Annotated in this window: 20 protein-coding genes; 11 read left to right on the plus strand and 9 right to left on the minus strand. The window is 32.8% G+C overall.

What is annotated here, in order from left to right; translation table 11 throughout:
- Positions 1 to 20: 20 nt before the first annotated feature.
- Complete coding sequence (locus DK442_RS08860) at positions 21 to 989, minus strand: electron transfer flavoprotein subunit alpha/FixB family protein (protein WP_109435511.1); 969 nt, start codon at positions 987 to 989, stop codon at positions 21 to 23.
- A gap of 64 nt (positions 990 to 1,053) precedes the next feature.
- Entirely contained in the window at positions 1,054 to 1,800 is a 747-nt protein-coding gene (locus DK442_RS08865; protein ID WP_109435512.1) for an electron transfer flavoprotein subunit beta/FixA family protein, read from the minus strand.
- 163 nt (positions 1,801 to 1,963) lie between these two features.
- On the opposite strand from DK442_RS08865, the gene DK442_RS08870 reads away from it, so the two are divergent.
- The 3 genes from DK442_RS08870 (at position 1,964) to DK442_RS08880 (ending at position 6,284) form a co-directional block, all read left to right on the plus strand.
- On the plus strand, positions 1,964 to 2,941 hold the full coding sequence (locus DK442_RS08870; RefSeq protein ID WP_109435513.1) for a pyruvate dehydrogenase complex E1 component subunit beta: 978 nt from the start codon (positions 1,964 to 1,966) through the stop codon (positions 2,939 to 2,941).
- A gap of 117 nt (positions 2,942 to 3,058) precedes the next feature.
- Positions 3,059 to 5,554 carry a DUF5686 and carboxypeptidase-like regulatory domain-containing protein gene (locus DK442_RS08875; protein ID WP_109435514.1) on the plus strand — a complete coding sequence of 832 codons (2,496 nt, stop codon included), beginning with the start codon at positions 3,059 to 3,061 and terminating at the stop codon, positions 5,552 to 5,554.
- Between the two features lie 199 nt (positions 5,555 to 5,753).
- Positions 5,754 to 6,284 carry an inorganic diphosphatase gene (locus DK442_RS08880; RefSeq protein ID WP_109435515.1) on the plus strand — a complete coding sequence of 177 codons (531 nt, stop codon included), beginning with the start codon at positions 5,754 to 5,756 and terminating at the stop codon, positions 6,282 to 6,284.
- Between the two features lie 61 nt (positions 6,285 to 6,345).
- Here DK442_RS08880 and DK442_RS08885 read toward each other — a convergent pair whose 3' ends face one another.
- Positions 6,346 to 7,116, minus strand: coding sequence for a hypothetical protein (locus DK442_RS08885; protein WP_160114098.1), 771 nt, complete (start codon positions 7,114 to 7,116; stop codon positions 6,346 to 6,348).
- Between the two features lie 184 nt (positions 7,117 to 7,300).
- Between DK442_RS08885 and DK442_RS08890 the strand changes: the two genes are divergently transcribed.
- Positions 7,301 to 9,700, plus strand: a complete 2,400-nt coding sequence (locus DK442_RS08890) for a sodium-translocating pyrophosphatase (RefSeq protein ID WP_109435517.1) — start codon at positions 7,301 to 7,303, stop codon at positions 9,698 to 9,700.
- A 78-nt stretch (positions 9,701 to 9,778) separates the two neighbouring features.
- Positions 9,779 to 10,780 (plus strand): App1 family protein, encoded by a 1,002-nt coding sequence (locus tag DK442_RS08895; RefSeq protein WP_109435518.1) that lies wholly within the window; start codon positions 9,779 to 9,781, stop codon positions 10,778 to 10,780.
- Here DK442_RS08895 and DK442_RS08900 read toward each other — a convergent pair.
- The gene (locus tag DK442_RS08900; protein WP_109435519.1) at positions 10,777 to 11,544 is read right to left on the minus strand and encodes an XRE family transcriptional regulator; all 768 of its coding nucleotides are present in this window, start codon (positions 11,542 to 11,544) and stop codon (positions 10,777 to 10,779) included. The genes DK442_RS08895 and DK442_RS08900 overlap by 4 nt on opposite strands.
- Before the next feature lie 166 nt (positions 11,545 to 11,710).
- Between DK442_RS08900 and DK442_RS08905 the strand changes: the two genes are divergently transcribed.
- From DK442_RS08905 to DK442_RS28445, 4 genes are all read left to right on the plus strand, one after another.
- Positions 11,711 to 12,094, plus strand: coding sequence for an endonuclease domain-containing protein (locus DK442_RS08905; RefSeq protein WP_160114099.1), 384 nt, complete (start codon positions 11,711 to 11,713; stop codon positions 12,092 to 12,094).
- On the plus strand, positions 12,084 to 13,346 hold the full coding sequence (locus DK442_RS08910; protein WP_109435521.1) for a putative DNA modification/repair radical SAM protein: 1,263 nt from the start codon (positions 12,084 to 12,086) through the stop codon (positions 13,344 to 13,346). The genes DK442_RS08905 and DK442_RS08910 overlap by 11 nt, the downstream gene beginning before the upstream one ends.
- Positions 13,347 to 13,356: 10 nt before the next feature.
- The gene (locus tag DK442_RS08915; RefSeq protein ID WP_109435522.1) at positions 13,357 to 14,133 is read left to right on the plus strand and encodes a TIGR03915 family putative DNA repair protein; all 777 of its coding nucleotides are present in this window, start codon (positions 13,357 to 13,359) and stop codon (positions 14,131 to 14,133) included.
- Between the two features lie 165 nt (positions 14,134 to 14,298).
- Entirely contained in the window at positions 14,299 to 14,739 is a 441-nt protein-coding gene (locus tag DK442_RS28445; RefSeq protein ID WP_200825101.1) for a hypothetical protein, read from the plus strand.
- Positions 14,740 to 14,801: 62 nt separating this feature from the next.
- On the opposite strand, the gene DK442_RS08925 is transcribed toward DK442_RS28445, so the two are convergent.
- Positions 14,802 to 15,377: a nitroreductase gene (locus DK442_RS08925; protein ID WP_109435523.1), complete on the minus strand. Its 576-nt coding sequence runs from the start codon at positions 15,375 to 15,377 to the stop codon at positions 14,802 to 14,804.
- 76 nt (positions 15,378 to 15,453) lie between these two features.
- Here DK442_RS08925 and DK442_RS08930 point away from each other — a divergent pair, with 76 nt between their 5' ends.
- Positions 15,454 to 16,179, plus strand: coding sequence for a methyltransferase domain-containing protein (locus DK442_RS08930; protein WP_160114100.1), 726 nt, complete (start codon positions 15,454 to 15,456; stop codon positions 16,177 to 16,179).
- Entirely contained in the window at positions 16,160 to 16,591 is a 432-nt protein-coding gene (locus DK442_RS08935; RefSeq protein WP_109435525.1) for a hypothetical protein, read from the plus strand. The genes DK442_RS08930 and DK442_RS08935 overlap by 20 nt, the downstream gene beginning before the upstream one ends.
- 6 nt (positions 16,592 to 16,597) lie before the next feature.
- On the opposite strand, the gene DK442_RS08940 is transcribed toward DK442_RS08935, so the two are convergent.
- The 4 genes from DK442_RS08940 to DK442_RS08955 form a co-directional block, all read right to left on the minus strand.
- Positions 16,598 to 17,722 carry a pentapeptide repeat-containing protein gene (locus tag DK442_RS08940; protein ID WP_109435526.1) on the minus strand — a complete coding sequence of 375 codons (1,125 nt, stop codon included), beginning with the start codon at positions 17,720 to 17,722 and terminating at the stop codon, positions 16,598 to 16,600.
- A 126-nt stretch (positions 17,723 to 17,848) separates the two neighbouring features.
- Positions 17,849 to 18,070, minus strand: a complete 222-nt coding sequence (locus DK442_RS08945; protein ID WP_109435527.1) for a hypothetical protein — start codon at positions 18,068 to 18,070, stop codon at positions 17,849 to 17,851.
- Between the two features lie 233 nt (positions 18,071 to 18,303).
- Positions 18,304 to 20,679, minus strand: coding sequence for a hypothetical protein (locus tag DK442_RS08950; protein WP_235010928.1), 2,376 nt, complete (start codon positions 20,677 to 20,679; stop codon positions 18,304 to 18,306).
- Between the two features lie 102 nt (positions 20,680 to 20,781).
- A complete protein-coding gene (locus DK442_RS08955; protein WP_109435528.1) occupies positions 20,782 to 21,282 on the minus strand; it encodes a hypothetical protein in 501 nt (166 codons plus the stop codon).
- Positions 21,283 to 21,295: the final 13 nt, after the last annotated feature.

A 21,295-nucleotide genomic window follows, 5' to 3' on the forward strand; every position in this document is an offset into this window, starting at 1 on the left:
TTGGGCACAATTTATGAAAATTATGCGTTATTCGCTTTAAATTCTTTTAATTTTTCAATAAGTTTTGGCACTACTTCAAAAGCATCTCCCACTATTCCATAGTCTGCCGCTTTGAAGAAAGGGGCTTCAGGATCATTATTAATTACCACTTTTACTTTACTAGCATTGATCCCTGCCAAATGTTGAATAGCACCAGAAACTCCAATTGCTATATATAAGTTTGAAGCGACTGGTTTTCCTGTTTGGCCAACATGTTCTCCATGTGGTCTCCATCCCATATCACTTACTGGTTTAGAACAAGCAGTAGCTGCGCCAAGTACACCTGCAAGTTCTTCTATCATCCCCCAATTCTCTGGCCCTTTTAATCCACGACCTCCAGACACAACAATTTCTGCATCTGCAATAGAAACTTTATCAGTAGCTTTATCAACTGCTGTTATTTCTACTGTAAAGTCATTATCAGAAAGTGTTGGTTCAAATGCTTCTGCAGCTGCTGCTCCAGAATTTTCTTTAAGTCCAAAAGCATTATTAGATAATCCTATTACCTTAACATCAGTAGTCATTTCGGTGATATTAAAGGCTTTATTTGTAAATGCCGTACGTTTAACCTTAAAAGGAGAAGTACTTTCTGGTAATGCAACTACATTTGATGCATATCCTGCATCAAGATTCACAGCTAATAACGGTGCTAAAAACTTACTATCCGCAGTAGAACTTACCACAATTACTTTTGTTTCTTCTTTTTCTGCTGCTTGCTTAATTGCATCTGCATATGCTTTTGCATTAAAAGCAGTAAGTTTATCATTTTTAATTTCTAACACCTTATCTACTCCATAGGCACCTAGTTCATTACTATCACCACCATTAACACTCACTGCTGTTACCGTTGTACCAAGCATATTAGCAACTTCTTTTGCATAAGAAGCCACTTCAAAAGCGGTTTTTTTAAATTTTCCACCTTCACTTTCTGTATATACTAAAACTGACATATTTCTTATTTTTTGCTACTGATCTGATCTCAGTATTTATTTTAAATTTTGTTTTTAAGCCGGATTAGATCACTTTAGCTTCATTGTGTAATAAAGAAACTAATTGATCAATATTTTCAGGATCTACCAATGTTACATCTCCTTTGGGAGCTGGTTTTTGAAACTGGACAGCCTTTGTTTCCTGACCTGCCTCGATAGGTTCGACTACTGTAAGTGGTTTTTTACGAGCCATCATGATTCCACGCATATTAGGAATACGCAAATCACTTTCCTCAACTAATCCTTTTTGCCCTCCGACAACCAAAGGTAATTTGGCAGTAGAAGTTTCTTTCCCTCCATCAATCTCACGAATCGCAGTTGCAGTATCTCCTTCTATTTCTAATCCAATACATGTATTTACAAAATTGGCATCTGTTATCGCAGCTACCATACCAGGCACCATTCCTCCATTATAATCTATAGACTCTCTTCCTGCGATCACAAGGTCATATCCTCCATCTTGTACAACTTTTGCCAATTGTTTAGCCACATAAAAACCATCTGTAGCTTCTGCATTAACGCGAATTGCATTGTCTGCACCAATAGCCAACGCTTTACGTAAAGTAGGTTCTGTTTCTGGACCACCAACATTTACGACATCTACAGACGCACCTTGCTTTTCTTTAAACCACATTGCTCTTGTTAATCCAAATTCATCATTAGGGTTGATTACAAATTGCACCCCATTAGTATCGAATTTAGTATCACCATCCGTAAAATTAATTTTGGAAGTTGTGTCCGGCACATGGCTAATACAAACTAATATCTTCATTTTATATAGGTATTTTTTGAGAATTTAATAATAAAAGCGAAGGTACAAATAAAAAGTCAAATTTACTATGCGTGCATAATAAATTTTTCAATTTTACACCCCTACTAAAGGGTTTTAATTGCTACTTTTGCCTTTCGTGTAGCACAAAATAATTATAAAGTCAATGAAAACGATACAGTTCAGAGAAGCAATTTGCGAAGCAATGAGTGAAGAAATGCGACGAGATGAATCCATATATTTAATGGGTGAAGAAGTTGCAGAATATAACGGAGCATACAAAGCCAGTAAAGGAATGTTGGATGAATTTGGTCCTGATCGTGTTTTGGACACTCCTATATCTGAATTAGGGTTTTCTGGAATTGGTGTAGGAAGTGCAATGAACGGTAATAGGCCTATTATCGAATTTATGACTTTCAACTTTTCATTAGTAGGTATTGACCAAATCATTAACAATGCAGCAAAAATGCGTCAAATGACAGGCGGTCAATTTAATATCCCAATAGTATTTAGAGGTCCAACAGCTTCTGCCGGTCAATTGGGAGCTACGCATTCTCAAGCTTTTGAAAACTGGTTTGCAAATACACCTGGTCTTAAAGTAGTCGTTCCTTCTAATCCTAAAGACGCCAAAGGTTTACTAAAATCTGCAATTCGAGATAACGATCCTGTTATTTTTATGGAAAGCGAACAAATGTATGGGGATAAAGGAGAAGTTCCTGAAGGAGAATATACAATCCCTCTTGGAGTAGCAGAAATTAAAAGAGAAGGTAGTGATGTCACCATCGTTTCCTTTGGAAAAATTATTAAAGAAGCTTACAAAGCTGCAGATGAACTGGCAAAAGAAAATATTTCTTGTGAAGTTATCGACTTAAGAACTGTTAGGCCTTTGGATCTTGAAGCTATATTTACTTCTGTAAAAAAAACCAATCGTTTAGTTGTTTTAGAAGAAGCATGGCCTCTTGCTAATATTTCTTCTGAAATTACTTATCAGGTTCAAGCAAATATTTTTGATTATCTAGATGCACCAATTGTAAAAATTAATACTGCAGATACACCAACACCTTATTCTCCTGTATTATTAGAAGAATGGTTACCAAATAGTAAAGATGTTGTTAAAGCTGTCAAAAAAGTGATGTATAAATAAAATGAACTCCTTTATTTTGCGTTTCTTCAATTTCAGGAACATCACCAAATGTAAAAAATGGCCTAAAAATTGAGGTGATCCACTAATTATCACAAGTATTAATCTTAACATCTTTAGATGAGACATTTGATTTTAGGAGTATTTCTCACTTTTTTTTGCTCAACTTTCATTCATTCACAAACTAAAATAGGCGGACAGGTATTCGATAGTAATAAACAACCTGTACCCTTTGCCAATATCGTATTTGTAAACTCTACAATTGGTACGATTACAGATGAGAATGGTAGATTTTATATGGAATCTGAAAATAACTATTCTAGTATAAAGGTTTCATTTATTGGTTTTAAAACCAAAACTATCAAGCTCACCAAAGCAGTTACATACAAAATGGAAATCCTTCTTGAAGAGGAAGCTGCAACATTAGACGAGGTTGTTATTTACAAAGGAAAAACTTCTAAAAAAAATAATCCTGCAATAGATATTCTAAAGAAAATCTGGGATAACCGAAGAGAAAATGGTGTAAAAAAGTTTAAGCAATACACTTATGATAAATACGAGAAACTAGAATTTGATTTAAATACCATAGATAGCTCTCTGATTAATAGCAGAATTTTTAATGGTATGGAATTCATTTTTGATGATGTAGATACTTCTCGAATAACAGGGAAGACTTATTTACCTATTTTCCTGAATGAAGCCAGTTCAAAAGTGTATGGAGATAATATCCTTAATGAATCTAAAGAAGTTCTAACAGGAAATAAAAATGCAGGTTTTAGTGATAACCAAACATTAATTGCTTTTGTTAAAGATTTGTATTCAGACTACGACATTTATGATAATTATCTAAAATTCTTTGATAAAAGTTTTACTAGTCCTTTATCTAGAACTGGTGTTGGTGTATATAATTATGTCCTTTCAGATAGCGCTTATATTGGTAACAAATGGTGTTATAACATCATATATTACCCTAGAAGGAAAAATGAACTAACCTTTAAAGGAGATTTCTGGGTAAATGATACTACATGGGCTATTAAAGAAATAAATCTGGAAATCACAAAAAGTGCAAATATTAACTGGGTAAAGGACCTTTATATTGAACAGGAGTTTGATGTATTAAACGATTCAATTTTTTTAATCACCAAAGACTATTTCCAATCCGATTTTGCTTTTAGTAAAAAAGAAAAATCTCGTGGAGTCTATGGTAAAAGGACGACCCTATATGACAAGTATAAATTTGACATAAAAAAGGATAGAAAATTTTACCAAACCCAGGTAGATCCCTATGATCAGGATATTTATAATCGCGAAGATTCTTTCTGGGAAAATGCCAGAATGGAAGAATTGAACAAGGATGAACAAAAAGTATATAAATTATTAGACACGCTTAGAACTGTAAAAGCTTTTAAACGTCTTTATAATATAGGAACCATATTAGCTACGGGATATGTAGAATTTAATGGTTTTGATTTTGGTCCTCTATTTTCCACTATTGGATATAATGATATTGAAGGATTTAGATTAAGAGCAGGTGGTAGAACTTATTTTACATCTAATGACAGATGGCGTATAGAAGGATATGGAGCATATGGATTTAAGGACCAAAAATTTAAATACGGTATCTCTGGTAAATACCTTATTGATCGAAAGTCCAGACTTATTGTTTCTGGAGGAAATCGAAGGGATGTAGAACAGTTAGGAGCAAGTTTAACAAACACAAATGATGTAGAGGGTAGAAGTCTTGCTTCATCATCTATTATAGCAACTGGTGATAATGACAGGTTAACTTCTATCAATTTATCAGCGCTCTCGTTGGCTATTGAACCCAGAAAGAATCTTATTTTTGGAGTCACTGGTTCATATCGAAATTTAAAACCTGCAGATCGATCGTTATTTAGTCTCGATTTTGTAGATCCAGAAACTAATGAACTTCAATCTGAAATACAACAGACCGAAATAGCAACGTCACTCGCGTATTTCCCGGGTCGAAAGACTACAGGGTATGGTGTAGATAGAGTAACCGTAAATGAAGGTGATTTTGCTACTTTATTCCTTAATTACAGCGCAGGTTTACAAGGTATTATCGATAGTGATTTTGAATATCAAAAAATTCAATTCTTATATCAACAACCTTGGAACATAGGTGGTTTTGGACGATTAAATAGTACTTTAGAAGTAGGTAAAACATTTGGAGATGTGCCTCTTGGGTTATTAAGTGTTATCCCTGGAAATCAAACTTACTTATCTATTTACAATACATTTCCTTTACTTAATTTTTATGAATTTGTAACCGATACTTATGCTACGTTACACTTAGAACATAATTTCAACGGAAGAATATTTTCAAGAATTCCATTCTTAAGAAAGTTAAATCTTAGAGAGTTAGTTGGAGTACGTGCAGCATGGGGCCAGTTATCAAATGACAATATTTTATTAAGTGCTCCATCCAATGAAATCTTAATCGCTCCAGAAGACGAGGCTTATTGGGAGTATAGTTTGGGTGTTGGAAATATTTTTAAAATTTTTAGAATAGACTTTCATTTTAGAGGAAACTATTTTGATAATCCTGACGCACGTAAATTTGGAGTTACAGGGTCTTTTGGCTTTTACTTCTAAAACAAAGGGAATCAAATTATAATATAGAAATAATAAACTATTGTTTTTACTTAGCAAAGTATAGGTTCTTTTTTCTGAAAACGTTATAGTTTATCTCTACGTTAAGATTTCATAAGAAATATAATAATTTTTCCTTATAAATTTTAACTAACCCCTTGTAATACCTATCTTTGCCGCCCAATAAAAAGAGAATAAACTTATGAGCGCAGCTAACAGCGAAAGCTTTGATGTACTTATCGAGATTCCTAAAGGAAGTCGAAATAAATACGAATATGATTTTGATATAAAAAAAATACGGTATGATCGTATGATTTTTTCATCTATGATGTATCCAGCAGATTATGGATTTATTCCAGAAACTCTGGCATTAGATGGAGATCCACTGGATGTTTTGGTACTTGTTACAGAACCAACATTCCCTGGTTGTGTAATGGAAGTAAAACCTATTGGTGTTTTCCACATGACCGACGAAAAAGGACCTGATGAAAAAATTATATGTGTCCCAATTGCTGATCCAATAGCAAGTAGACTTGCTGATCTTAAGGAAATGAACCCTCACCTTATCAAAGAGATTGAGCATTTTTTCCAAGTGTACAAAGATCTGGAAAGAAAAAAAGTTGATGTTGGTGGATGGGGTAATATTGACGAAGCTAAAGAAATTATCAAAGCATGTGTTAAACGCTTTGACGAAATTGAAAATAGACCAGAAGGATTATTTAGCATTTCTTAAGTAAGCTATATACAATCTTTAAAATAAAAGACGTGATATTTCAGATGAAATATCACGTCTTTTATTTTACATCATACTCATCTGGAAACTCCCGTTCATATAATTTCATTTGAGATCTACTCATATGCTCTGTAATATTATAATTTCTTTTATATTTATATTGGATAAGTATTGGATAATTTATCTTGTAGTTTACATTGATCAGATTTCCATCATCATATTCAAAAACATTAAAAGCCCAATAACTATGGGCATTAGTACGTTCTAGATTCATCGTTACAATCTCATAATTTCCATCGTTATCAACATCTCTTTCTACTCGGTTTTCATCAATCATCATATCATAAAAAGACACTTTTTTAAACAAACCATCTTCCCTTTGAAATAAATACATCACCTTAACCAGCATACCCATTATACCATTTCCTGTACCTTGATGCACCAATTTCACATCTTTAAGACCATCTCCATTGATATCTGAAACAATCACAAGTGTCCCATTCATCGTTAATGGCGAAAAAGAACCCGGTTGTTTTATGTTCTGAATTTGACTTTTATTTCTAAAAACCCTAATCTCTCCCATAGCTGTCGTCTTCTCTAACCAAGTTAATTGAATAGTGAGTTTATCTTCATTACTAAAGAAATGATCTATAGATAAAGTACAATCATACCTCCCTTTTGTGTCTATTCTATCATAAATTTTCCAATCTCTATGCATTGTATAGTTCGGTGACGAATAACTCTCAAATGGATACTGAGCTTCAACAAAGTTTGCTGAAAAAAAAGTGAAAAATAGTATTAGAAACAAAGTTCTTTGAATAGGTATACGCATATTAAACATATTTTAAAAATGTTGATAAAATTAAAATATCTTTACCATAGAAAAACTCCCTGAAAACCGTAGTTTTATCAATATTTCCAGCGTTCGATTATCATTTTCTCTACTATTTAACTATACTTTTGTATTTAGGGTATTTTTACTACATTTAGCGACTAATTAAACTAAAAAGACATTTATGCAATCAAATATGATTTATGTGCCAATCGTTTTGGCACTATTAGGGCTAATTTATATGCTTATTAAGAAATCTTGGGTAATGAAACAAGATGCCGGTGATGGCAAGATGAAAGAAATTTCGGATCATATTTATGAAGGTGCCTTGGCTTTCTTAAATGCAGAATATAAACTTCTTGCAATATTTGTCGTAATAGTCAGTATATTATTATTTATTGTTTCTATCGTAGTTGATACAACACACTGGTTAATTGTAATCGCTTTTGTTTTTGGAGCTGTATTTTCTGCTTTTGCAGGAAATATAGGAATGAAAATTGCTACCAAAACAAATGTTAGAACTACCCAAGCAGCTCGTACTAGTTTACCAAATGCACTTAAAATATCTTTTGGAGGAGGTACGGTAATGGGACTGGGAGTTGCAGGATTAGCCGTATTAGGTTTAACCGCATTCTTTATTATATTTTATCATGTCTTTATGGGAGGTGAATGGGTTTCTACAGATAAAATGACCATAGTTTTAGAAACATTGGCCGGGTTTTCTCTAGGTGCAGAATCCATTGCTTTATTTGCTCGTGTAGGTGGAGGTATTTATACAAAAGCTGCAGATGTTGGAGCTGACCTTGTAGGTAAAGTAGAAGCAGGTATCCCAGAAGATGATCCACGTAACCCTGCTACTATTGCAGATAATGTAGGAGATAATGTAGGTGATGTTGCTGGTATGGGGGCTGATTTATTTGGATCTTATGTAGCAACTGTTCTTGCAGCAATGGTATTAGGAAATTATGTAATTAAGGATATGGGAGGCTCTATTACAGATGCTTTTGGAGGTATTGGACCGATTCTATTACCTATGGCAATTGCAGGTGTTGGTATCGTTATCTCAGTAATAGGTACAATGCTTGTTAAAATAAAAAGTAATGATGCCAAAGAAGCTCAAGTAATGGGAGCGCTGAATGTGGGGAACTGGACATCAATTATCTTAGTTGCAGCAGCTTGTTTTGCACTGTGTACCTGGATGCTACCCGAAACAATGAAAATGGAATTCTTTGGAGAAGGACTTGTAGAGATTTCTTCGATGAGAGTTTTTTATGCAACTTTAGTTGGTTTGATCGTAGGAGCAGTAATTTCATCAGTAACCGAATATTATACAGGATTAGGGAAGTCACCTATCCTTAAAATTGTACAACAATCAAGTACAGGTGCTGGAACCAATATTATTGCTGGTTTAGCAACAGGTATGATTTCTACATTCCCTTCTGTATTATTGTTTGCAGGAGCCATTTGGGCATCTTATGCTTTTGCAGGATTTTATGGAGTTGCATTGGCAGCATCTGCAATGATGGCTACTACAGCAATGCAATTAGCCATTGATGCTTTTGGACCTATCTCAGACAATGCTGGTGGTATTGCAGAAATGAGCGAACAAGAACCTATAGTAAGAGAACGTACAGATATATTAGATTCTGTTGGTAATACAACAGCAGCGACAGGAAAAGGATTTGCAATTGCCTCTGCGGCATTGACATCCTTGGCCTTATTTGCTGCTTATGTTACCTTTACAGGAATTGACGGTATTAATATTTTTAAAGCACCGGTTTTAGCCATGTTATTTGTTGGAGGTATGGTACCTGTAGTATTTTCTGCCTTAGCTATGAATGCAGTAGGAAAAGCAGCTATGGAAATGGTACAGGAAGTCCGTCGCCAATTTAAGGACATCCCCGGAATTATGGAAGGTACAGGAAAACCAGAATATGATAAATGTGTTGCTATTTCTACTAAAGCCTCTCTTAAAGAAATGATGTTACCCGGTTTATTAACCATCGGATTTCCTTTGGTAATAGCTTTTGTTCCATTATTATTTGGAATGAACACCTTAGCAATTGCTGAAATGCTAGGTGGATATATGGCAGGAGTTACCGTAAGTGGTGTATTATGGGCCATCTTCCAAAATAATGCAGGTGGTGCATGGGATAATGCTAAAAAATCGTTTGAAGCTGGTGTTGAGATTAATGGAGAAATGACATATAAAGGTTCTGATGCTCATAAAGCAGCCGTTACCGGAGATACTGTTGGAGATCCATTTAAAGATACATCTGGTCCATCAATGAACATTTTAATTAAATTGACATGTCTTATTGGTCTCGTAATTGCACCTATTTTAGGAGGTCATACTTCAGAAACTGCTGTTGCTGAAGATCAAATTGAAGTACTACAATCTAAGGACAATACTTCTGAAAAGAAAATGGAAGTAACTATGAAAGTGGAAAATGATTTGGCAATAGCTACAGTAACTATAAATACTTCAGAAAACGGAAAAATAAAACGTGAAGTAAGAGAATTACAAGGATCTGAATCAGAAATAAAAGCCGAAATCGCAGCAATAAGAGCTTCTTTAAAGTAAAAACATAAAAATTAATGTCTAAACAACCTCGCTCTTTGGGCGAGGTTGTTTATTTTTATTTAAAATCTATATTTTTTCATGTTCAAGAAAAAAGCTTTACGAATTAATACGTATCTGGGGTATGGCACAAGCACTCTTTTTCGTGCCACCGGAAGAGCTCTTGAAGATGAAAATGTTGATTTTAGTACAAATCAGAGCGTCTTCAAAACATTACGTAATATTTATAGACAATTTGAAAGTGACGAAATCAGAAATATTCCAATAGAAATAAAATTACCCAACGGTAAAATCATAGAAACCCAAACAGATCAAGAAGGATATTATCATCTTGAACTTGACATCGATACTCTTTTTGAACATAAAAACAATAGAGGTTGGATACCCTATACTGCTTCATATAAAAAAGAAAATAAATATAAAACCATAAGTAGTAATAACGAGTTTAAAAGCGAAATGCTTATTCCATCAGATCAGGCTGATTTTGGAATCATAAGTGATATTGATGATACTATTCTACATACAGGAGTGGCATCTTTATTTAAGTGGAGAGTAATCGCCAATACTGTTTTTAAAAATTTTGATAAAAGAACAGCAATAGAAGGTACTGTAAAGTTTTATAAAAAACTACATCTAGGTATAAAAGGATCATCTAATAATCCTTTTTTTTATGTTAGTAATAGCCCTTGGAACTTATACGATTACCTGAGTGCATTTTTTAAGAAAAATCATTTTCCTAAAGGTCCGATTTTACTTAGAGATTTTAGAACTCCTTTTGATAAAACACCAAAACCTAAAATACCTCATAAGCAATCTGAGATTCTAAATCTTTTAAAGATGTATCCACATTTAAACTTTATTCTTATTGGAGACAGTGGAGAAAAAGATGCAGATATCTATACAAAGATCGCAGAAGAGTATCCAAGACGAATTCTTGCTATATATTTAAGAAATGTAAAGCATCGTCGCAAAGAAAAGCGCATCAAAAAAATTATACACGCTTTTAACGTATGTCCTATTTTACTAATTCATACATCAGAAGAAGCAATAGCACATGCTAAAACATCAGGTTTTATTCATTAAATCTTCAAGCCTCTCACCTCAGAAGTTAATGCTACCATAGCTTCCTGTAGTTTCTTAATACTTGCTGTATCAGAATTTGCATCAATGTTAAAACTTAGTTTACTATTAATTTCCCAAAGTTCTGTAATTTGATGGGTTTGAATGGTATAAGGAAGATATTCTGAATTTAAAGAAACCAATGTTATTACAGAGACATCTTCATTTTTTCTAATCTTTTTCACTACCACACTATCCTCTAGAACAACTACACAAATAGTATTATTACTTACCTCAGACAAGTTATTCACGGCTTTTCCTATTACCCACTCTTTAGGCTCAAATAAAGGTAACATACTATCTCCTTCAACCTGAAATCCACGATACGTGGCATTTCTATATTCTGGTAATGGAATATCAAAAGCAGGCAATTGTTGATACCAATCCAAATCCTGAACATTATGAGGATATCCTGCAGCTGCTTTTACATTGACTAAAACTATGTTCTCATTATTCTCAGAATCTATGGTTACCACTTTTGGAGAAACATCCCCAAGATGTAATTGTATCTTTTTTTGGGTACTTTCACCAAATAACCATAACGGATTAATATTAAACTTATCAAGTAATCTGGCCACTACTCTTCCCGAAATTTTAGTCTTCCCTCTTTCTATATCAGCTGTAGAATTTTTAATCTGTAAAACTTTGGCAAAATCAGATTGGGTATAATGGTTCTCTTCGCGAATTTGTTTAAATCGCTTAATGGTTTGGTCAGTTGAATTATCCATGAAATCGAAATTTTAATATTATTATCTTACAAAACAGCACCTGTACTTGGGATAATCATAACAAAGATAATAGATTTTGGAATATTTCCAATTTTAACATAATTTTATTTTAATATTTATGGAATTTTTCCATAAATTTGGAAAAATTACAACTAAATCCATCATTATGTCTTCACAAAGCATCCCGCTGTATCAAAAAGTATCTGAGAAAATTATCCGTCACTCCTTGGATAGCTCAATTACTGCAGTAGATCAACTCCAACAGAAACTTGCCGAAAAAGGATTCCGTTTCCTTCGAAATCAAAATCTTAACAATTACACTTTTGATTTTTATTGTCCTATTTTAAAAATTGCTATAGAAATTGATAGCTATGCGCATGAATTTTCGGATATCCATAATCTTGATGCTCCAAAAAAACTATACATCTCTTCACTAGGCATAACCGTACTTAGGTTCACAGATTATCAGATTTTAACGGATATTGAAGAAATTTCAAGAACTGTAAAAAGTTTAATAAGTACTTCAAACGAACGTATCTATGTCGTTTGAAAGAATACGAGAAAAGCTATCCATTTTGGCAGATGCCGCTAAGTACGATGTATCTTGTGCCAGCAGTGGTGGTAAACGCTCAAACTCCAATAAAGGCTTAGGGAATAATACCGGAATGGGTATTTGTCATAGTTATACAGAGGATGGTCGTTGTGTTTCTTTACTAAAAATTTTACTAACCAATCATTGTATCTACGATTGTGCATATTGTGTTACCAGAAAAAGTAACGATATCCAGCGCGCTGCGTTTAAGATACAAGAAGTAGTGGATTTAACCATTAACTTCTATAGAAGAAATTATATAGAAGGGCTATTTCTGAGCTCCGGAATATTTAAAAATTCTGATTTCACTATGGAACGGTTAATTGCCGTTGCCAAAAAGCTTCGGTTAGAAGAAAATTTTAATGGGTATATTCATCTAAAATCGATTCCTGGAGCAAGTGATGAATTAATGCGTGAAGCGGGGTTATATGCCGATCGATTAAGTGTAAATATTGAAATCCCAACAGTATCTGGATTGAAACTATTAGCTCCAGACAAAAAACATGAAGACTTTATCAAACCCATGCAAAAAGTCAAAAATGAGATCATTCAATATAAATCAGAACGTAAAATTATAAAAAGTACTCCTAGATATGCCCCAGCTGGTCAAAGTACCCAAATGATTATTGGTGCTACCGGAGAAAGTGATCGTGACATCATGTATTCTGCAACCTATTATTACAAGCAATTTAATATGCGTAGAGTGTATTATTCTGGTTATATACCGGTACTACCAGATAATAGACTACCATCTTTGGGAACTGAAGTTCCCATTTTAAGAGAAAATCGCTTATACCAAACCGATTGGCTTTTAAGGTTTTATGGATTTTCTGTCCATGAGATTTTAAATGATTCTCATAAAAACCTGGATTTGGATATTGATCCAAAATTAAGTTGGGCATTACGCAATCTTGATCTATTTCCTATTGACATAAATACAGCTGAAAAACAAATGCTTGCCAGAGTTCCTGGCATCGGAATGCAATCGGTTTCTAAAATACTACAAGCAAGAAAATTTAGAAAACTAGATTGGACTCACCTTAAAGCCATCGGTATTGCATTAAATAGAGCACAATATTTTGTTACTTGTAACTCCAAAGAATTCTATAGAAAAGAGTTTTCTCCTCTCACATTAAAAAATAAAATTCTTAAAACCTCGAAAAGTAAATACAATACTTATTTTAATAATCAACTAAGTCTGTTCTCATAAATCTAGAATCATGAATCCTCAAACCATAATAATATATGATGGAAGTTTTGATGGATTCTTATGTTCTATTTTTATGATCTATGAACAAAAAATATCAGATGCTATTATTAGAAAGGAATCTGATACTAACAATCAATTATTTACCATAACAGAACATGTCATTACCGAAAAGCACAAAGCCAACAGGGTTTGGAAAGGTGTTAAACTAAAAACAACTCGTAAGGAACAAAAAGATTTCTTCAAAGTTTTTCTAAGTGAAATCAAAGGTGTCGAGAATACATTATTAAATTATCTTAGAAATGTTTTTATAAAAAAGAAAGGGGGAAATATCGATTTTAGTAATACTGATATTTTAAAAATGAGCCAGGTCTCCAAAATGGTTGAGCGCGAAAAACATAGAATGGAAGCATTTGTTAGGTTTCAGCTAACTACTGATTCTATTTACACAGCAACCGTTGAACCCGATTTTAATGTGCTGCCTCTTATCATTTTTCATTTTAAAGATCGTTATGCTGATCAAAAATGGCTTATTTATGATCTTAAGCGAAGTTATGGTATTTATTATGATCTAAAAACAGTGCAAATAATAACTATTGATGATTTTTCAAGAAGAAATACAAAAATCTCACCCGAAAAATTAAGTAGTTCTGAACTAGAGTTTCAAATGCTTTGGACCACATATTTTAACCATGTCAATATAAAATCCCGTAAGAACAATAAATTACACAAACAGCATCTACCAAAGCGTTACTGGAAGTATTTAACCGAAAAAAACACAACATTATAATCTGTTAACATATAAATAATGTGATATAATTCTTCAATAGATAAGCTTATTTGAGGCATTTAGCCCCTAGCAGTGTGTATTTTTTACCCATCTTAAATTTCGAATAGACGAAATAAAGTATTATGTTTGGCGTTAAATAACCAAAATTAACTATATCTATTTATTATGAAAAAAATGTTTTTAGGAGCTTTAGCTCTAATGTTCTTAACAGTAATCTCTTGTAAAGAGGCTACAGACAAAGCAAAAGACGCAGCAGATAACGTAGAAGAAGTTGCAGAAGAAGCAACTGAGAAAGTAGAAGAAGCAGCTGAAGAAGTTGCAGAAGCTGTAGAAACCGCTGCTGATGGGGTTCCAAGTTTTAGTGACCCTGCTGTACAAGAGTATGTTAATGCATACGAAGAGTATATGGCTGAGTACAAGAAAATCGCTGAAAGTAAAGATATGACAGCTTTTGCTGGACTTTCTGCTAAAGGACAAGAACTTGCAACAAAAGCTCAGGATATTGCTGGTAAATTATCTGGTGAAGATGCTGAAAAATGGACAGCATATATGACTGCTGCTTCAGAGAAAATGGCAGCTTATGCTAAAGCAATGACTCAGCAGTAGTCAATTTAAGATAATATAACGTCTTTATGATGTTTAAAACCACCTGCATGCAGGTGGTTTTTTTATTCTAGCCATTCTACTTTACTTTCAATCCGATCTCGTTTTGATTCACCTAAGTCTTCTGGATTATAATTTCCCAAGTAGAAAAAACCAAGGCATCGTTCCCCTTCTTCAAAATCAAAAAAACCATCCATATACTGTATTAATTTAGGGGTACTCCAATAACAACCTATCTGATGTGCCGCACAGGTTAGCCACATATTTTGCACTGCCATAGCCGTTGATGCAACCTCTTCCCACTCTGGTATACGTTCTTTTGGATCCCGCTGCATACAAATCGCTAAGATCGCACTGGCCGCATTACAATTATTCATGATTTTCTTGTGTTTAAATGGCGAAAAATCATCGTTAGGAGTGATATCAGTATAGGTATCAGACAAAAACATCCCTAATCGATTCTTGGCATCTCCTTGCAATATTTTAAACCTCCATGGCTGTGTAAGTTTATGTGTTGGTGCCCAATTGGCATTTTCTAATAAGGTTTCTATAAATGCCTTAGAAACGACTTTATCGTTGTATTGAGCTGGAAAAACAGATCGTCTACTTCGAATTATTTCATTTATATCTTCTTTGATCATATAATTTTACTTTTTTTGTAAAGTTATTATTATTCTAAGGACTAAAAATCGAGATCTTATTAATTAATATAATATTGTGAATCCAGAGGTTCGATTACATACGTCAGAACAGCTTGATAACCTGTCTCTGTCGGGAAAAGCGTTAAATACAACTTTACGTAGTCTAGGGATAATCAATAGATTTCTGGGAAATCACCAACAGTTGAATAAAGCCGTAGTACACTACACAAAAACATATCCCAGTACAAAAAAAATACATATTCTTGATTTAGGCTGTGGTGGCGGAGATTGCATTCTAAAGATTTCGAAAAAGCTAAAAAAAATAGGAATAACTGCTTCATTTAAAGGGATTGACGGTAATCCAGAAAGTGTTGCTTACGCATTACAAAATAACCCAGATCCTCTATCTATTGATTATAGTACTGCAGATATCCTAAGCAAAAAGTTTATTATACCAGATTGTGATCTTTTAATCAGTAGTCATTTTATATATCATTTTAAAAATGAAGATCTTATTGATTTTCTAAAAAAAATAAAGTCTAAAAAGGTGAAACATGTTATTTTTAGCGAACTATATCGAAGTAAAGTAGCATACTACATTTTTAAACGTATAAGCAGCATACTTCCTATTTCTGATATGGCAAAAAAAGATGGTTTAATAGCTATTCAAAGAGCTTTCACTGTCAAGGAATTAAAGGAAATCATAGAAAATAGCGGTATAAAAAAATATTCGATTATTAAGAAACCTTTCTTTAGAATGATCGTCAAAATCCATACAAATAATGAAACAAATACTATCTAGACATATAAATACATTAAAAGAATCACCAAAAACACTAATTCTTGTTTATGTCATTACTTATTTTTTATGGGGATTGGGAATGAATCGTTTTGGAGCAGAAATGGAGATTGCACGATTTACATATTGGTGGCAAGTGATTACGTGTTACATTTTATATATGGTTCCCGTTTCTATTCTGCTAAAAAAATATAGCTTCTTTGAGCAATATGCTTATGGACTAGTCGCTATGGGAATATTAGAATTCTTAGGATATTGGTTAAAAACGTCATATGTATATCCAGAGAATATGTTAGACAAACTATTTAATCCTCAAAACTTTAGTCTAGGGATGGCGTTATTTTTTGCTTTGTACTTTCCTGCAGGAAACTGGTTAGTTGATAAAATCCACCGATTAATCTTCACAAAAAAATAAATAATACTATTTTTTAGGAACAAGTATGAATTGTTGTTTCCCTTGTTTTTTCACTCTATATTTATCTTCTATATCATCAGCTCCTTCTAATCCCAGAGAATCTATATAGGATATCCAATCTTGCTTATCCACTATTGCATTATCAAGTACAATATCAGAAAGATTAGCATCTATTAATTTTGCACCCCATAATATCGCTCCAGAAAAATCTGTTCCGGAAAGATCTGCCCCAGAAAGGTTTGCATTTGTTAAATCGGCACCTGCCAATTCTCCATTTCTTAAATTACAGTTCATTAACCGGGCTCTTTTAAGATTTGCTTCAGATAAATTAACCTTACTCATATTTGCATTTCTGAGTTCGCTATTTCCCAAATCAGCAGCAGGCATATTCGAATTTTCCAGATTTGAGAAATTTAGTCTGGCATATTTTAGGAAAACTCCTCTTCCTAATGTTACTTCGTTTAAGTCACTATATTCAAAATCCCCGTCAACAAAGATATCTCCTAAAGATTGATTTCCTATATCACTATTTATTAAACTATATAATAATTGCCCTCGCTCAGAACTTGTTTTTTTATTAGTTAACTTTCCATCTTCAATATATTGATAAGGTTTCATGGCTCTTGACAAACTTACAATTCTTGCTTCTAGAGTTTTACTAATATTATTTTTAGAATTAACACCTTTATATTTTAATTCTTCATTTAGATCTCCTAAAACGTTATCCATAACAAAAACCAAAGAAGATCTTCTATCAGCTTCTACCAAACTATTTTGGTTTTCGATAAATTTATTTTGATTCATCAATAATTTTGTCTGAAAAACAAGAACAGCCGCTGGTATTACAGCAACCATAAATGCAAATAAGCCTATTCTTGTAATACGCCAAATCACACTCGACGACACATCAGATACGGTATCAACAGAAACCGTTTTATATTCCTTATATTCTGTTATAGCACTATTAATGCTTTTTTTCAATCTCCCTCCAAAAATTGGGGTGCTGGATTTTTTTAACAACCACCATCTAAACTTCCTTTTTTTCTGCTTCCCCTTATTAATTTTGTCCAGCTTATCCTGGAGTAATTGGTTTTCTTTCTTTAGCCTTTCAATATAATCTTGCTCGTTCACGGTGCTATGAATTTGGGTATTAAAAACGGTTAAGATATAAAAGTTATTATTACTTAGGAAAAAGAAAGCTCTTTTTAAGTCCTAAAAAATGTCTCATTAGTGCAAAAAAATAATACAAAATACTTTCTATTTTACATATTTTGAGAGATCATCTGCTATATCTTCTACTATCGAAAACTCTTCTTCCTCTCCAATGAGATGAATAGTTTTAATGAGGAGTTGTATATATCCGGCTACATACTCTTTTTTCTTTGCATCACTTACATACTCCTTTCCTTCAATCACAATGAAAGTGATCAGATTGCGTATGATTAATTGTATTTCTCTACTATCTAAATTCTCTTTCATGACATTCATTTTTTAGATTATCTTATAAGGAATATCTAATGAAAGTAGAATTATAACTCTCTAAAAACGAAAAATATACATGCAAAAAAGATCAAACTTCGATTAAAAACATATTTCCTCGATTTGGGAAATAACTCATAAGTTAATATCTCTGCGATCAATTTTATTGTACACAATAAAACAACAAAAATTTTTAAGATGTTACTTGCCTTTATCTTTTGATAAATAATCTATTAATCTTCAAGTACTTTATGAAACAAATCGGCTAATCTAATCTCTATAAATTTAATTATATGCTCTTCAGATTTTTTGTTTTGGTACATTGAAAAAACTTTTGAAGCATTCTGTTTTTTAAATATTTTTATTTCACCTTCTGGGTTTTCAATATCTTCAGGTTTTAAATCCCATCGTAACAACGATTGTAAAAGTTCTTTATGAGATTCATAACGTTTTTCTAATACTTTTTGTCGTTCAAGATCTTCAGGATCTTTCTCTTTGGCACTATTAATTTTTCCGCTTAATACTGTAAACTCATCTCGTATTTGACGATCAATTTCTTTGGCCTCTCTTACTAACTTAAGGTAAGCTTCATATATCTTCTGGTTGTAGAACGCAGCAAAATCCAGATATTCATCTAAAGCCATAAGATATCTCAAAGCTATTTCTTTATAGACTCTTTTATCTTTCTCCTCTGTTTCTTTTAGTTGTTCGCCTAGTTCGCTTAGTTTTCTTTTTTTATCTTTAATAATATGTGCAAAACCTTCTTTTTCTGGCAATGCCAATAGTTCTGGCGTAATTTCTTTTGGTAATCCCTCATATCGATAGCTTCGATATTGAATTTTAATAGAATCATTTTCTTCTTTTGGCTTCCTTGTTCTCTTTTTAAAATTAAGTTTAGGTTTTTTTAAACCAAAAGCGTAATTATATCCAAAAGTAGCAGTAATCTCACTTAGATTATCAGTACTATTACTATTCCTAAACAATTGAATTGCATTGAGACTGAAATTATGTTTATCTTTTAAAACATAACTTATTGTACCTCTAAGATTTGTAATATTTGACTGCGATGCTTTATTCCTAGTGTTATTGTAACTTATAGAAAGCCTTGTGTTTAATGTTTTTTCAAAATATCGTTTCCCTACACTAATAGTCGGTCCCCAAGTTGTTGATTCCTCTCTACCAATAGTATTATAGGTTCCGTTTACCGATGTTGTTATATTAAGATTCCTTTCTGAAAAATCTATAGTATGTCCGATATTCATATTATGAAAAGTAGAAGCATCTCCTAGTCTTACAATACCACCTTGTTCATTAAATACATCATTTAAAGAATAGTTTGTAACCAGGTTTTGCCTTGCTGTTTTTTTGTTTGAAAGTATATAACTAACAGTAAGTGTAGCGGTTTGTGATAATTGTCTGTAATCTAAATCTTCAATTTGTTCATCCAAAAGATCACTATCATTAATCTCATCAAATTGATTTGGTTTAACATTAGTAAAAGTACTAAAGTTTGAATAAGAACCCGTTATATTTAGTCTTTTTGACAAGGCTAAACTTGCATTTAGCGAGCCCACAGTACGATTTGTATTATTTGCCTTAAGCTTATCCAGATCATCTCTCTGATACCCGATATTAATGGCTAAGGCCAATTTATTTTTAAAAAAAGTATTTGCTGCATCTATGGTTATATTTTCAAAATCATTGTTAAAAAAATATGCTCCCAAGGTTTCATAGCCAGGGTCAATACGCTCATACCCTACTCCAAGATTTACCGTTCCTATGGTATACCCTAAGCGGGTACGAACTGCATTATAGTATTCTGTAGAGGCTCGATTATTAAAAAATAACGCTATCGGAGAAAGTTCTGAAGCATCTACTTCTTCTGCCCGTGTATCTTTGGTAATCGCAGTTGTAGCATATTCTGCCTGAGCATTAAAATACTTCCCTAATTTTACTTCTCCTTCAAGACTAAGAACTAGGTTTTCTTGAGGCAATACTCCTTTTGTTTCTGGAATTACATTAAGTGAATTAATATCATCTTTTGCATAAAATCCAATAACCCCCAACGTATACCGCTCTTTTTTATAACTTGTTTTGATCCCATATCCCATACGATTAAAAGCTGGAATAGTCCTGGCATCCTCATCATCCTCTGTAGCTTTGAGTAAGCGACCAGACATAGCACTAATTTTAAAAGCTTCTTTTGGGGTAAGATCTACACCTACTCCTGTAAACTGATGCCCACTAAGGGTATATGGTGAAAATGTCATATTTACATTACCAATATGCCCGGTTATCCATTTATATTTTGGGTGAAGGCTTAATCTATTAAAATTGAAAGGCAATTGATACCCTAAATTTTCTCCCTGGTTAGAAAAACTATACGAAATCGGTACAGAAAAACTATATATACTCACATTAAGCAGTCCTTGCAAAAAATAGGTGTATGGCTCTCTACTATTATTTAAATTAGAATTGTAGTATACACCACTTGCTGCGATCTGCCCACTAACCTTAAAAGGTTTAGCATTAGTAATAGCATCATAGTCCAACGATTGCGTGTAGGCAATAGAAGAGATAAGCATCAGTATGTATACTAGCTTTTTCAAGAGTTGTTTTTTGTTACGTATTTTTCTTTAAAGCGGGGAAAGGTTTACTTTAGAAAACATTGCAATAGACAATTTTATTTAATTTTTTGCTTTACATTATCTTTATTGAATACTATCAAGTTGACCATCTAGAATGCCTATATTAATTCCGTGTTCATCTTCCCAAGGGCAGTGATACTCAAAATTGAAATAATTGGAGTCTAGATAACTCAAATCAAACCATATCATTTCTAGCTTAACATTATTAAATGCATCAATTTGATTAAAAATCTTAAAGTAAGATTGATTTGCTTCTATCTCATTATCAAATCCATCTTTGTTTACCATACTATAACTAGTGTTTGACATGGATACTTCGTAATGTTCCCATATAGCTTTTTTTAGCCAAACTTCATTTTTAGTATCAAAATCCAATAGATTATTGATAGTATTAACTATGCACTCTATTTCTTTCTCTGATTCCATATTGGTAAGATTTAAAGCTAAAATTTTAACTTTTGAATCAAAAAAAGGAACTTTCAGGTTTAACTCAAATGAAGAACATTCTGGAAACTCATTATTATAAATAAACCTCCCTTTTTCTATTATTTCATCTCTATTCATTCTATATCAAATT

This window comes from Aquimarina sp. AU119 (assembly GCF_900312735.1).
GTDB classification, from domain to species: Bacteria; Bacteroidota; Bacteroidia; order Flavobacteriales; family Flavobacteriaceae; genus Aquimarina; species Aquimarina algiphila.

Excerpts from the sequence above, each read along its gene's own strand:
- DK442_RS08860 (WP_109435511.1), bottom strand. The coding sequence starts at position 989 with ATGTCAGTTTTAGTATATACAGAAAGTGAAGGTGGAAAATTTAAAAAA.
- DK442_RS08865 (WP_109435512.1), bottom strand. The coding sequence starts at position 1,800 with ATGAAGATATTAGTTTGTATTAGCCATGTGCCGGACACAACTTCCAAA.
- DK442_RS08870 (WP_109435513.1), top strand. The coding sequence starts at position 1,964 with ATGAAAACGATACAGTTCAGAGAAGCAATTTGCGAAGCAATGAGTGAA.
- DK442_RS08875 (WP_109435514.1), top strand. The coding sequence starts at position 3,059 with ATGAGACATTTGATTTTAGGAGTATTTCTCACTTTTTTTTGCTCAACT.
- DK442_RS08880 (WP_109435515.1), top strand. The coding sequence starts at position 5,754 with ATGAGCGCAGCTAACAGCGAAAGCTTTGATGTACTTATCGAGATTCCT.
- DK442_RS08885 (WP_160114098.1), bottom strand. The coding sequence starts at position 7,116 with ATGCGTATACCTATTCAAAGAACTTTGTTTCTAATACTATTTTTCACT.
- DK442_RS08890 (WP_109435517.1), top strand. The coding sequence starts at position 7,301 with ATGCAATCAAATATGATTTATGTGCCAATCGTTTTGGCACTATTAGGG.
- DK442_RS08895 (WP_109435518.1), top strand. The coding sequence starts at position 9,779 with ATGTTCAAGAAAAAAGCTTTACGAATTAATACGTATCTGGGGTATGGC.
- DK442_RS08900 (WP_109435519.1), bottom strand. The coding sequence starts at position 11,544 with ATGGATAATTCAACTGACCAAACCATTAAGCGATTTAAACAAATTCGC.
- DK442_RS08905 (WP_160114099.1), top strand. The coding sequence starts at position 11,711 with ATGTCTTCACAAAGCATCCCGCTGTATCAAAAAGTATCTGAGAAAATT.
- DK442_RS08910 (WP_109435521.1), top strand. The coding sequence starts at position 12,084 with ATGTCGTTTGAAAGAATACGAGAAAAGCTATCCATTTTGGCAGATGCC.
- DK442_RS08915 (WP_109435522.1), top strand. The coding sequence starts at position 13,357 with ATGAATCCTCAAACCATAATAATATATGATGGAAGTTTTGATGGATTC.
- DK442_RS28445 (WP_200825101.1), top strand. The coding sequence starts at position 14,299 with ATGAAAAAAATGTTTTTAGGAGCTTTAGCTCTAATGTTCTTAACAGTA.
- DK442_RS08925 (WP_109435523.1), bottom strand. The coding sequence starts at position 15,377 with ATGATCAAAGAAGATATAAATGAAATAATTCGAAGTAGACGATCTGTT.
- DK442_RS08935 (WP_109435525.1), top strand. The coding sequence starts at position 16,160 with ATGAAACAAATACTATCTAGACATATAAATACATTAAAAGAATCACCA.
- DK442_RS08945 (WP_109435527.1), bottom strand. The coding sequence starts at position 18,070 with ATGAAAGAGAATTTAGATAGTAGAGAAATACAATTAATCATACGCAAT.
- DK442_RS08955 (WP_109435528.1), bottom strand. The coding sequence starts at position 21,282 with ATGAATAGAGATGAAATAATAGAAAAAGGGAGGTTTATTTATAATAAT.